Origin of the sequence: Pseudomonas sp. 21LCFQ010 (genome assembly GCF_024129905.1) — a bacterium.
Taxonomy (GTDB): domain Bacteria; phylum Pseudomonadota; class Gammaproteobacteria; order Pseudomonadales; family Pseudomonadaceae; genus Aquipseudomonas.
Window position 1 is genome coordinate 38551 of sequence record NZ_JAMYDZ010000006.1, and the last position, 12026, is coordinate 50576.

A 12026-nucleotide genomic window follows, 5' to 3' on the forward strand; every position below is an offset into this window, starting at 1 on the left:
ACAGGGTGGAGGCTGACGCCGGTTTAGAATCTGTAACTGGCGGTCACCTGGATATTGCGCGGGTCGCCGTAGAATGCAGTTGGCCAGCTGGAGGTGTTCTGGGAGATCGTCTGGTAGTACTTCTTGTCGAAGACATTGTTCAAACCAAAACGCAGATCCAGATGCTCGGAAGCTTTGTAGCCGGCATTGAGATCGACAATGTAGTATGCAGCCTGCTCGATTTCATAGCCCACCCCTGCCGTAGTGCCTTTGTTAAAAATCGAGCTTTGAGAATACAGGCTGCCGCCTACGCGCCAGCGTTCCCACTGATTGGGGAGCTTATACATGGTGCTGAGCTTGAACTGGTGGCGTGGCACGTCGGTGTCGAATAGATCACCTCGCTCGAACACTCCCGAATCTTTATGGTACTTGGCTTGGGAAAACGTATAGCCAGCAGACATGTCCCAGTTCGGGGTCAGCGCACCGCTCAGCTGGATGTCAATGCCCTGGTTTCTAACTTTGCCAGCCGCTTCATAGCAGGTGCTTTGAGGATAAGTCGTACAGCTCGTTTGATCATCCACGGACTTGGGTCGGTTGCGCTGAATAATCTGGAACAGCGCAATACTGGTGTTAAGCACCCCTGCGAAATACTCGCCTTTGATCCCGATTTCATAGTTTTCACCTTCAACCGGCGTCAGCAGTTTGTTGGCGCTATCGATGTAGGTTTGTGGCTGAAAAATATCGGTGTAGCTGACATAGGCGGTGTGATGTTCATCAAGGTCATACAGCGCGCCTGCGTAGCGAGTCAGGTGCCGGGTTTCCTTGGCCTGCGAGGTGCTGACGCTGCCTTTGAAGTCGTAGAGATAGTCGTAGTCATACCAGTCCAGGCGGGCACCCAGAATGACTTTCAGATCGTCGGTAATGGTGAACCGTGCGGTTGAGTAGAGGCTGTCCTGATCCGTCTGCGTCGGGTTGCTGATCTCACGGGTGTTCAGCGACGGCTTGGCAATCACTGCGCTGTTGAAGAGGTAGGGGTCTATGTTGGTTGCGAAGTTGTAGACGCCAGAGCTTCGATAACCGATGACGTCTTTGCGTCTGCTCGCCCCCAGCACCAGTTCATGACGGCGATCCAGCAACTCGAAAGGACCGCTGAGGTAGAGGTCGTAGCTGCTTTGCCGGTCATCCACATGACCGCCGCTGCCGCGGATGCTCAGGGTGCTGACGTTGGAGGTCAGCCGGCCAGGATAACTGCCCAGGTAATCCAGCTCGGACCAACTCTGGTTTGCCGCCATACGCAGCGTCCAGTCGTTGCTCATCCGGTGCTCCAGATCGACAAACAGCATCCGGGTTTCCATATCCCAGTATTCCCAGTCGGCGGCGAAGTTCCTTGAGCGCGATAGCTTGAGGTCTCTGCCATTGGCCGCTGTCGTCAATCCGTTCCAGGCAACGTTATTGTTCTCGTTCTGGTAGGAGGCGCCGAGCGTGAGGGTTGTGTCGGGATTCAGATCAACCTCACCTACTGCATAGAGCAGGCTGTGTTCTTTCGATACGGTATCCTGAAAGCTATTACGATCCTGGTAAGTCACTACCGTACGGCCTCGAATGCTTCTGCTTTCATTGAGCGGTCCGGACAGATCCATTTCACTGCGATAGTTATCCCAGCTACCTGCACCCAGCGTCAGTTCAGCCTGAGGCTCTGCCGTTGGACGTTTACGAACCAGGTTGATGGCTGCTGACGGGCTCCCCGAACCCTGTACCAGTCCCGTGGCTCCCCTGGTAACTTCCACCCGGTCGTACATTGCCAGGTTGGCAGGTGTGACAGCGTCTGCCGCAGTCCCCAGTAAGGTCGGCAGTCCGTCATACAACAGGCTGTTGATCTGAAAGCCACGCGCGTAAAAGGTGTAACGCTCCGGGCCGATCTTCTGCATCGTCAGCCCTGGAGTCTTGCTGATAGCCTCCTGCACAGTGGTCAGGCTGGCGTCATCCATCTGCTGGCGTGTCACGACACTCACCGATTGAGGTGTCTCACGCATTGTTAACGCCAGTTTCGTAGCGGTTTGCATTGAGCCGGTGGTGTAGGACCCCGTGTTCTCGGTGGTCGCCCCCAGCCCTCGAGCGTTGATATCGGTCGCGCCCAAGACAACCGCATCGCCCGCCTCTATCACCTTTTGCAGCGTGTAATTGCCGGCGCTATTGATCGCTTGCAATCCGGTATCTGCCAACAGCTTTGCCAGCCCTTCCCTTACCCCATAGCTGCCATTAAGTCCCGGACTGCGCTTGCCTGCCGTTAACGTCCCGTCAACGGAAAGCAATGTCCCCGACTCGCTGGCAAAGCGATTAAGCACCTGATCCAGGCTGCCGGCCGCAATTGCATAGGTACGGCTTTGCTGCTGTTGCGCCGGCATTGTGCTGGCGGCCCACGCAGGTAGCGCCGGTACACCGGCCAACAGGCTGGCAACCAGGGTGTGACGGATCGAAAGGCTGAGTCTGGAGCGCGGTGTGGCGGGCAGGTACGGCATTCTGATTATTTCCCCCTTGAGAATGCTTGGTTATTGGTTTCAAGAGGTATCCCGAGCGAGGCGGGAAAACCGACAAGCCAGGATCAATAATTTTATAAGCTGCGCAGCGCGCAGGGTGTTCGGTCAGTCCCGCGGCCCTACGGTTACCCAATAGGCTGTCAGGCGCTGGACCTTGACCGGCAGCGATTGCTGTAGCGCCAGCAGCACCCGGTCGGTATCGTCCAGCGGGAATACGCCGGTCAGTGGCAGTGCGGCTACCGCCGGGTCGCAACGCAGCACACCGGGACGGTGGCGCGACAGCTCGTGAAGAAACTGGCCGAGGGGCACACGCTCGGCAACAAGGCGGCCCTGAGTCCAGGCAATGGCATTGGGGTCCGCGCGATCGAGCTGCCCCATTTGTTCGGCGTTGAACCAGCGTTGTTGTCCTGCCTGTAGACGAGCGGCCGGGGCGTGTCGGGGACGCAGCTCCAGTTCGCCTTCGAACAGTTCGACACGGCTGCCGCCAGCCACTTCATACACAGAGAAGCGCGTGCCCAGCGCCTGGATCTCGCCGACGGCGGTTTCTACTATCAATGGCCGGTTCTGCGGATCCTTGCCGCTTTGCAGAAGAATCTCGCCACTGAGCAGGCGGATCCGTCGCTCGTGGTGACTGAAGCGGATATTCACCGCTGTGCCGCTGTTCAGGCTCAACTGGCTGCCGTCGGCCAGGGTCTGGCTCAAACGTTCGCGGCTGCCGGTGCGCAGGTCGGCCATGGCTTCGCGCCAAGGCAGTTGTTGCTGAGCCAGGTAACCGCCGCCACCGGTCAGCAGCAGCGCGCCAAGCAGTTTGAGGGTCTGGCGTTTGCGTGCGTCAGGCATCTTGCGCAGTACTGTGTGGGCAGTGCTGGCCGGTACTCCGGCCAGAGTGCCTTGCAGGCGTTCAAAACGTTGCCAGGCGCGGCGGTGTTCGGCGTCGGCGGCCTGCCATTCGATGAAGCGCTGGTGCTGCTCTGCATCGAGCTCGCCATTCCAGTGCAGCATCAACCAGTGGCTGGCCTGCTCGACGATGGCCGGGGCAATCGGCGCTTCCTGGCCGTGGCTCATTCGGCGTACAGCACCTGATAACAGGCATTGATGGCGCGCAGCATGTACTTCTGCACGGAGCTGACGCTGACCTGCAGGCGCTCGGCAATTTGCGCATAATCCAGACCCTCGAAGCGCGACAGCACAAATGCCTCGCGAACCTTGCCTGGCATGCTGTCGAGCATCTGGTCGATCTGTATCAGGGTTTCGATGATCATGGCCCGGGTTTCCAGGCTCGGCGACTCCGGTTCCGCCAGCCCGGCGATGCTTTGCAGGTAGGCCTGCTCGATACGTTGGCGGCGCCACTGGTCGATCACCAGATTGCGGGCGATCTGCGCCAGATACATGCGCCCCTCCCCCATTCCGGGCATCCGCCGGGTGACCAGCAGGCGCAGGAACGTATCCTGAGCGATATCGGCCGCCTGTTCACGGTCACCCAGGCGCTGACGCAGCCAGCTTTGCAGCCAGCCATGATGATCGCGATAGAGGGTGTCGAGTGGCGAGGTTTCCATACGCACCGGCCTGTCCATTCTGGATGCATTTAAGAATTGATCGCAATTCTATTGCGCTGATGCTGAATAGATCAATCGTGATGGAAATGACCCGGATGAGGCGCATAAAAAAACCGGCGCCTTGAGAGGCGCCGGTTCAATCAGCAAAAAACTTATGCACGTTTTCAGCTCACTGATGACTTATAGAAATAAGCATGTAAATCAGTGAGTTATTGAAAATATTCGCGAATTTCAGAAAATTCGCACACAGGTTATCCACAATTTCAGGCAGGCACTTTTTCTTCGCCTGTCAGCGGTGTAGCGGGTGAGCCAAGAGCACGCTGGGTGGCTTCGTTCCAGGCCTGAACCCGCTCATTGAGCTCGGCAATGGCGCGTGGGCCCGTGCCTTCAGCCTGCATCGGGGCACCGATCACCAGTTCGATGGTGCCCGGCGTTTTGCCCCAGCCATCACGAGGCCAGAACTTGCCGGCGTTGTGGGCAATCGGCAGGACTGGCAGGCCTGCATTGACTGCCAGCGAGGCTCCGCCACGAGTGAACTTGCCAACCTTGCCGTAGGGCACGCGGGTGCCTTCCGGGAAGATCAGTACCCAGACCTTGTCCTTGAGCAGTTCGTCACCCTTCTTGGCGATGTGCTTGAGCGCCGCCTTGGGGTTGTCGCGGTCAATGGCGATCGGGCGCAGCATGGCCATCGCCCAGCCGAAGAACGGCACGTACAGCAGTTCGCGCTTGAGCACCTGGCTCAGTGGCGAGAAGTACGCCGACAGGAAAAAGGTTTCCCACGTGCTCTGGTGGTTGGAGATGATCACGCAGGGCGTTTCAGGCACATGCTCCTGGCCGGTGACCTTGACCTTGATGCCCAGGATGCTGCGCACCAGCAGCAGGGCGAAGCGGCACCAGTACACATTGATGAAGCGGTAGCGCTGTTTGAACGGCAGGAACGGCGCAACGAAAAAGCTCAGCGAACACCACAGCAAGGCACTGCCGCCGAGGCACAGGTAAAAGATAAAGATCCTGATGGTCTGAATGATCGACATGCTGACGTTTACCTAGCGGGCAGCGGCCCGTTCATTGCGCGTGTGATGAAGAATGCCGGAGGCAGGTCTCAGCCAGCACGGGTGTGGATAAGTTGCCTGGCAACCGCCGCCAGGTCATCGAAAACCAGCGTGCCGGCCGGGAGCTGGCCGTCTATCGTTCTTTGCCCTTTGCCGGTCAATACCAGCACCGGTTGAGCTTCGACGGCCAGCGCCGCCTGTAGGTCACCCTTGCTGTCGCCCACGAACCACAGGCCTTTGAGGTCTGCGCCATAGTGCCGGGAGATGGTGTGCAGCATGCCCGGCAGTGGCTTGCGACAATCGCAACCGGCATCCGGGCCATGTGGACAATAGACGATCAAGCCAACCTCGCCGCCCTGCTCGGCCACCCGCTTGCGCAATTGCGCGTGCATGGCGTCCAGGGTGGCCAGGTCGTAATAACCTCTGGCAATACCGGACTGGTTGGTGGCAACCGCCACCGTCCAGCCGGCCTTGCTCAGCTCTGCGATGGCCTCGATCGAGCCGGGAATGGGGATCCACTCCTGCACCGACTTGATGTAGGCGTCGGAGTCCTGATTGATCACCCCGTCACGATCGAGAATCAGCAGTTTCACTCTTTACTCCTCAGCCCAGCAGCGAGATATCAGCCACGCCCAGGAACAGGCCGCGCAGACGCGCCAGCAGCGCGTAGCGGTTGGCCCGCACGTTGGCGTCTTCGGCATTGACCATCACCGCTTCGAAGAACGCATCGACCGGCTCGCGCAGGTTGGCCAGACGGGTCAGCGCTTCGTTGTACTTACGCTCGGCGGCCATTGGCTGCACGGCGTGATCGGCTTGTTGAATGGCCGAGTACAGGGAGAACTCGTTGGCGTTGTCGAAGTACTTCGGCTCGATGGTCGAGGCAACCTTGCCCTCGGCCTTGCTCAGCAGGTTCGATACCCGCTTGTTCACCGCTGCCAGCGCGGCAGCCTGAGGCAGTTTGCGGAACGCCTGAACGGCTTGTACACGCTGGTCGAAGTCGAGTGCCGAACCCGGTTGCAGGGCACGTACCGAGAGATAAACCGCCACTTCGATGCCTTCGTCTTCATAACGCGCCCGCAGACGGTCGAAGATGAACTCCAGGACCTGATCGGCGAGGCCTGCGGCCTTGACCTTGGCGCCGAACTGGCCGACGGCGTATTTCACGGTGTCGATCAGGTCCAGGTCGAGTTGTTTCTCGATCAGGATGCGCAGGATGCCCAAGGCCGCACGACGCAGCGCGTAAGGGTCTTTGCTGCCGGTCGGCAGCATGCCGATACCGAAGATGCCGACCAGAGTGTCGAGCTTGTCGGCGATGGCCACTGCCGCGCCGGTCAGGGTCGACGGCAGTTCAGCGCCGGCGCCACGTGGCATGTACTGCTCGTTCAGCGCCAGGGCCACATCGTGCGGCTCACCGTCGTGTTTGGCGTAGTAGTAACCGGCAATGCCCTGCATTTCCGGGAACTCGCCGACCATCTCGGTGGACAGGTCGCACTTGGACAGGATACCGGCACGTGCCGCACGCTGAGCATCGCCGCCGATGCGCGGGGCGATGTAGGCAGCCAGTTTCGAAACCCGCTCGGCCTTGTCATAGACGCTGCCCAGTTGGGCCTGGAACACCACGTTTTTCAGACGCTCGTTGAAGCTTTCGAGCTTCTGCTTCTTGTCCTGCTTGAAGAAGAACTCGGCGTCGGTCAGGCGTGGGCGCACGACCTTCTCGTTACCGTGGACGATCTGCGACGGGTCTTTGCTTTCGATGTTGGCCACGGTGATGAAGCGCGGCAGCAGCTTGCCTTCGGCGTCCAGCAGGCAGAAGTACTTCTGGTTGTCCTGCATGGTGGTGATCAGCGCTTCCTGAGGCACTTCCAGGAAGCGCTCTTCGAAGGAGCAGACCAGCGGCACCGGCCATTCGACCAGGCCGGTCACTTCGTCGAGCAGGGCTGGCGGCACGATGGCGGTGCCTTGCTGCTGGGCAGCCAGTTCTTCAACACGCTTGCTGATGATCTGCCGACGCTCGTTGGCGTCAGCCAGTACGTATGCGGCACGCAGGTCGGTCAGGTAGCCGGCCGGCGAGCTGATACGCACATCTTCCGGGTGATGGAAGCGGTGGCCACGGGACAGACGGCCAGCGGTCTGGGCCAGAATCGTGCAATCGACGACCTGGTCACCAAACAGCATCACCAGCCACTGGGTCGGACGCACGAACTCTTCCTTGCGCGCGGCCCAGCGCATGCGCTTGGCGATCGGCAGGTCGTTGAGCGAATCTTCGACGATGGTTGGCAGCAGCGAAGTGGTCGGCTTGCCCGCGATGTTCTGCACAAAGCGCAGCTTGGCGCCGCTCTGGTCGATCTCGGCCAGATCCACCCCGCACTTCTTGGCAAAGCCAAGTGCGGCCTGGGTCGGGTTACCTTCGGCGTCGAACGCAGCCTGGCGCGGCGGGCCGTCCAGATTCACGCTGCGGTCCGGTTGTTGGCTGGCAAGACCGGTGACCAGTACCGCCAGGCGGCGTGGTGCGGCGTAGACCTGGCTGGCACTGTAGGTCAGGCCAGCGGCCTGCAGGCCCTTTTCGATGCCGGCCAGAAATGCATCGGCCAGGCTGCCCAGAGTCTTGGGTGGCAGTTCTTCGGTGCCCAGTTCAACCAGAAAATCTTGAGCACTCATTGTGCAGCCTCCAGCTTGGCCAATACTTCGTCGCGCAGATCAGGTGCCGCCATCGGGAAGCCCAGCTTGGCCCGCGATTGCAGGTAAGCCTGGGCCACGGCGCGGGCCAGGGTACGCACGCGCAGAATGTACTGCTGACGTGCCGTCACCGAGATTGCCCGGCGGGCGTCGAGCAGGTTGAAGGTGTGCGAAGCCTTGAGCACCATTTCATAGCTCGGCAGCGGCAGCTCCAGACCGATCAGGCGCTGGGCTTCACCTTCATAGAAATCGAACAGCTCGAACAGCTTGTCGACGCTGGCGTGTTCGAAGTTGTAGGTCGATTGCTCCACTTCGTTCTGGTGGAACACATCGCCATAGGTGACCTTGCCGAACGGACCGTCGGCCCAGACCAGATCGTAGACCGAGTCCACGCCCTGCTGGTACATGGCCAGACGCTCCAGACCGTAGGTGATCTCGCCGGTTACCGGGTAGCACTCGATACCGCCGACCTGCTGGAAGTAGGTGAATTGCGAAACTTCCATGCCGTTGAGCCAGATTTCCCAGCCCAGCCCCCAGGCGCCCAGCGTCGGCGACTCCCAGTTGTCCTCGACGAACCGTACGTCATGCACCAGCGGATCGAGGCCGATGTGCTTGAGCGAGCCCAGGTACAGCTCCTGGAAGTTGTCGGGGTTGGGCTTGAGCACCACCTGGAACTGGTAGTAGTGCTGCAGGCGGTTGGGGTTTTCACCATAACGGCCGTCGGTAGGGCGGCGGCTCGGCTGAACGTAGGCGGCGTTCCAGGTCTCCGGCCCTACGGCGCGCAGAAACGTGGCGGTGTGGAAAGTACCGGCGCCCACTTCCATATCGTAGGGCTGAAGCACCACACAACCTTGATCGGCCCAGTATTGCTGGAGGGCGAGGATCAAGTCTTGGAAGGTACGCACGGCTGGCGTAGGCTGGCTCACAAAATTCACCTGTGCTGGGCTGCGATTCGAAAGGGCGGGAGTATACCCGATTCGTTCGTGGATCGGCCTGTGGGAGGTTTATGACACGCTGCTTTTGGTGCAATGAAGACCCGCTGTATATCGCTTATCACGATCACGAATGGGGCGTGCCACTGCGCGATGCGCAGAAGTTGTTCGAACTGCTGTTGCTCGAAGGGTTCCAGGCCGGGTTGTCATGGATCACGGTCCTGAAAAAACGCGCCCGTTACCGCGAGGTGATGTTCGGTTTCGATGTGCAGCAACTGGCCGACATGAGCGATGAGTACATCGAGCAGTTGATGCAGGAGCCGGGCATCATTCGCAACCGCCTCAAGCTCAACGCCGCCCGGCGCAACGCCCGCGCCTGGTTGCAACTGGACGATCCGGTCACCTTGCTCTGGTCATTCGTCGGTGGCGTGCCCAAGGTCAATCACTTCAAGGATCGCAGCGAGGTGCCGGCGATTACCGCCGAGGCCGAAGCGATGAGCAAGGCGCTGAAGAAAGCCGGCTTCACCTTTGTCGGCCCGACCATCTGCTACGCCTACATGCAGGCCAGCGGCATGGTCATGGATCATACGACCGATTGTGATCGCTATCGGGCGCTGACGGGTACAATGGCCGGCTGAAATCAGGAGAGTGACTCGTGGAAAAATTCAAAGGCGCCCTGATGGTCGGGGCGTTGCGCCTGTTTGCCCTGCTGCCCTGGCGTGCCGTACAAGCGGTAGGCTCGACGATTGGCTGGCTGATGTGGAAGCTGCCCAACCGCTCGCGTGACGTGGTGCGCATCAACCTGACCAAGTGTTTCCCAGAGCTGAACGACGTCGAGCGCGAGCAGCTGGTCGGTCGCAGCCTGATGGACATCGGCAAGACCCTGACCGAAAGCGCCTGTGCGTGGATCTGGCCGGCGCAAAAATCCATTGACCTGGTGCGCGAGGTCGAAGGTCTGGATGTCCTCAAGGATGCCTTGGCTTCAGGCAAGGGCGTTGTGGGTATCACCAGCCATCTGGGCAACTGGGAAGTGCTCAATCACTTCTATTGCAGCCAGTGCAAACCGATCATTTTCTACCGGCCGCCCAAGCTCAAGGCGGTGGATGAACTACTGCGCAAGCAACGTGTACAGCTGGGCAACCGGGTTGCGCCGTCGACCAAGGAAGGCATCCTCAGCGTCATCAAGGAAGTGCGCAAGGGCGGCCAGGTGGGCATTCCCGCCGACCCGGAGCCGGCTGAATCGGCGGGTATCTTCGTGCCGTTTTGCGGCACTGTAGCCCTGACCAGCAAGTTCGTGCCCAACATGCTCGCCGGCGGTAAAGCGGTCGGCGTATTCCTGCACGCCATGCGCCTGCCGGATGGCTCAGGCTACAAGGTGGTGCTCGAAGCCGCCCCTGAGGCGATGTACAGCACCGACACCGAAACCGCTGCGGCGGCGATGAGCCAGGTGGTGGAAAAGTACGTACGCGCCTACCCCAGCCAGTACATGTGGAGCATGAAACGCTTCAAGAAACGCCCGCCTGGCGAGGCACGCTGGTATTGATGAACCAGTGACAGATTTGCCCCGTAGGAGCTGCTTTAGCAGCGAGAGGGCTTCGCGGCTGAAGCCGCTCCTACGGTTTTCAAAAAGGCCAACGCACCCCCTGTCCCGACAACACCAGCGACGATCTCCCCGGAAAGATCGACGCCCAGAAAAGCATTGGCTGCCGCTACGCCCAACAATGCTCCAGAGAGAGAACCAGACGCACGGTTTTGAAACTTGATCTCGTGGCAGTACCGGCCTTGAAAAGGTTAGGGAATTGGCGTGTACCCTACCAAATTGCATCTACAGGACGTCTCTGGTTCTTGCGTATGAAATTTCCTGGCTATCAGAAAAAACTCAATCCCACCTGAAACAGCCGCTCGGCATCGCGGATGTATTTCTTGTCCACCAGGAACATGATCACGTGGTCGCCCGATTCGATCACGGTGCTGTCGTGGGCGATGAGTACTTCTTCGTCGCGAATGATCGCGCCGATGGTGGTGCCGTTGGGCAGGTTGATGTCCTTGATGGCGCGGCCAATCACCTTGCTCGACTTGGCATCACCGTGGGCCACCAGTTCAATGGCTTCTGCTGCGCCGCGGCGCAATGAATGCACGCTGACGATATCGCCACGGCGCACGTGGGCCAGCAGGGTGCCGATGGTGGCGAGCTGCGGGCTGACCGCGATGTCGATTTCGCCGCCTTGCACCAGGTCGACATAGGCCGGGTTGTTGATCAGGGTGATGACGGTGCGCGCGCCCATGCGTTTGGCCAGCAGCGACGACATGATGTTGGCTTCGTCATCGTTGGTCAGGGCCAGGAACAGGTCGGTGTCGCCGATGTTCTCTTCCATCAACAGGTCGCGGTCTGACGAGCTGCCTTGCAACACCACGGTGCTGTTGAGGTTTTCCGAAAGGTAGCGGCAGCGCGCCGCGCTCATCTCGATGATCTTGACCTGATAGCGGCTTTCAATGGCTTCGGCCAGGCGTTCGCCGATGTTGCCGCCGCCGGCGATGACGATGCGTTTGTAGTTCTCGTCGAGCCGGCGCATCTCGCCCATCACCGCGCGAATGTCGGCCTTGGCGGCGATGAAAAACACCTCATCGTCGGCTTCGATCACCGTGTCGCCCTTGGGCAGGATCGGCCGGTCACGGCGGAAGATCGCTGCCACGCGGGTTTCGACGTTGGGCATGTGCGCCTTGAGCTGACGCAGTTGCTGGCCGACCAGCGGCCCGCCGTAGTAGGCCTTGGTCGCTACCAGTTGCGCCTTGCCTTCACCGAAGTCGATCACCTGCAAGGCGCCGGGCTGTTCGATCAGACGCTTGATGTAATGAGTCACCACCTGCTCGGGGCTGATCAGCACGTCCACCGGAATGGCGTCGTTGTCGAACAGCTCGCCGCGGGTCAGGTAGGCTGACTCGCGGACCCGGGCAATCTTGGTCGGGGTATGAAACAGGGTGTAGGCCACCTGGCAGGCAACCATGTTGCACTCATCGCTGTTGGTGACCGCCACCAGCATGTCGGCATCGTCGGCGCCGGCCTGGCGCAGCACGGTCGGAAACGAGCCCTTACCCTGCACGGTGCGGATATCCAGGCGGTCGCCCAGATTGCGCAGGCGGTCGCCGTCGGTGTCGACCACGGTGATGTCGTTGGCTTCGCTGGCCAGGTGTTCGGCCAGCGTGCCGCCAACCTGCCCTGCACCGAGGATGATGATTTTCAACCTTTAACTCCTGAGAGTCTGGATCTGTGTAGGAGCGGCTTCAGATGCGAAA

10 protein-coding genes are annotated in these 12026 nt (G+C 60.1%); 2 read left to right on the forward strand and 8 right to left on the reverse strand.

What is annotated here, in order from left to right:
* Positions 1–23: 23 nt before the first annotated feature.
* The 7 genes from NJC38_RS09385 to glyQ all read right to left on the reverse strand — a co-directional run bounded on the left by NJC38_RS09385 (position 24) and on the right by glyQ (position 8726).
* The gene (locus tag NJC38_RS09385) at positions 24–2498 is read right to left on the reverse strand and encodes a TonB-dependent receptor (protein ID WP_253113763.1); all 2475 of its coding nucleotides are present in this window, start codon (positions 2496–2498) and stop codon (positions 24–26) included.
* 123 nt (positions 2499–2621) lie between these two features.
* A complete protein-coding gene (locus NJC38_RS09390; RefSeq protein WP_253113766.1) occupies positions 2622–3581 on the reverse strand; it encodes a FecR domain-containing protein in 960 nt (319 codons plus the stop codon).
* Positions 3578–4072, reverse strand: a complete 495-nt coding sequence (locus NJC38_RS09395) for a sigma-70 family RNA polymerase sigma factor (RefSeq protein WP_253113768.1) — start codon at positions 4070–4072, stop codon at positions 3578–3580. Before NJC38_RS09395 ends, NJC38_RS09390 begins: the two co-directional genes overlap by 4 nt.
* Positions 4073–4335: 263 nt before the next feature.
* On the reverse strand, positions 4336–5106 hold the full coding sequence (locus tag NJC38_RS09400; protein ID WP_253113771.1) for a lysophospholipid acyltransferase family protein: 771 nt from the start codon (positions 5104–5106) through the stop codon (positions 4336–4338).
* 68 nt (positions 5107–5174) lie between these two features.
* Positions 5175–5717 carry a D-glycero-beta-D-manno-heptose 1,7-bisphosphate 7-phosphatase gene (gmhB, locus tag NJC38_RS09405; RefSeq protein ID WP_045485290.1) on the reverse strand — a complete coding sequence of 181 codons (543 nt, stop codon included), beginning with the start codon at positions 5715–5717 and terminating at the stop codon, positions 5175–5177.
* 10 nt (positions 5718–5727) lie between these two features.
* Positions 5728–7782: a glycine--tRNA ligase subunit beta gene (gene glyS / locus NJC38_RS09410; protein ID WP_045485288.1), complete on the reverse strand. Its 2055-nt coding sequence runs from the start codon at positions 7780–7782 to the stop codon at positions 5728–5730.
* Positions 7779–8726: a glycine--tRNA ligase subunit alpha gene (gene glyQ / locus NJC38_RS09415; protein WP_045485286.1), complete on the reverse strand. Its 948-nt coding sequence runs from the start codon at positions 8724–8726 to the stop codon at positions 7779–7781. The genes glyS and glyQ overlap by 4 nt, the downstream gene beginning before the upstream one ends.
* A gap of 80 nt (positions 8727–8806) precedes the next feature.
* On the opposite strand from glyQ, the gene NJC38_RS09420 reads away from it, so the two are divergent.
* Positions 8807–9370, forward strand: coding sequence for a DNA-3-methyladenine glycosylase I (locus tag NJC38_RS09420; protein ID WP_253113774.1), 564 nt, complete (start codon positions 8807–8809; stop codon positions 9368–9370).
* Positions 9371–9387: 17 nt separating this feature from the next.
* Positions 9388–10275, forward strand: a complete 888-nt coding sequence (locus tag NJC38_RS09425) for a lysophospholipid acyltransferase (protein ID WP_045485282.1) — start codon at positions 9388–9390, stop codon at positions 10273–10275.
* 325 nt (positions 10276–10600) lie between these two features.
* Here NJC38_RS09425 and trkA read toward each other — a convergent pair whose 3' ends face one another.
* Positions 10601–11974: a Trk system potassium transporter TrkA gene (gene trkA, locus NJC38_RS09430; RefSeq protein ID WP_045485280.1), complete on the reverse strand. Its 1374-nt coding sequence runs from the start codon at positions 11972–11974 to the stop codon at positions 10601–10603.
* Between the last annotated feature and the right edge of the window lie 52 nt (positions 11975–12026).

Coding starts and splice junctions, on each gene's coding strand:
- NJC38_RS09385 (WP_253113763.1), bottom strand. CDS start 2,498: ATGCCGTACCTGCCCGCCACACCGCGCTCCAGACTCAGCCTTTCGATC.
- NJC38_RS09390 (WP_253113766.1), bottom strand. CDS start 3,581: ATGAGCCACGGCCAGGAAGCGCCGATTGCCCCGGCCATCGTCGAGCAG.
- NJC38_RS09395 (WP_253113768.1), bottom strand. CDS start 4,072: ATGGAAACCTCGCCACTCGACACCCTCTATCGCGATCATCATGGCTGG.
- NJC38_RS09400 (WP_253113771.1), bottom strand. CDS start 5,106: ATGTCGATCATTCAGACCATCAGGATCTTTATCTTTTACCTGTGCCTC.
- glyS (WP_045485288.1), bottom strand. CDS start 7,782: ATGAGTGCTCAAGATTTTCTGGTTGAACTGGGCACCGAAGAACTGCCA.
- NJC38_RS09420 (WP_253113774.1), top strand. CDS start 8,807: ATGACACGCTGCTTTTGGTGCAATGAAGACCCGCTGTATATCGCTTAT.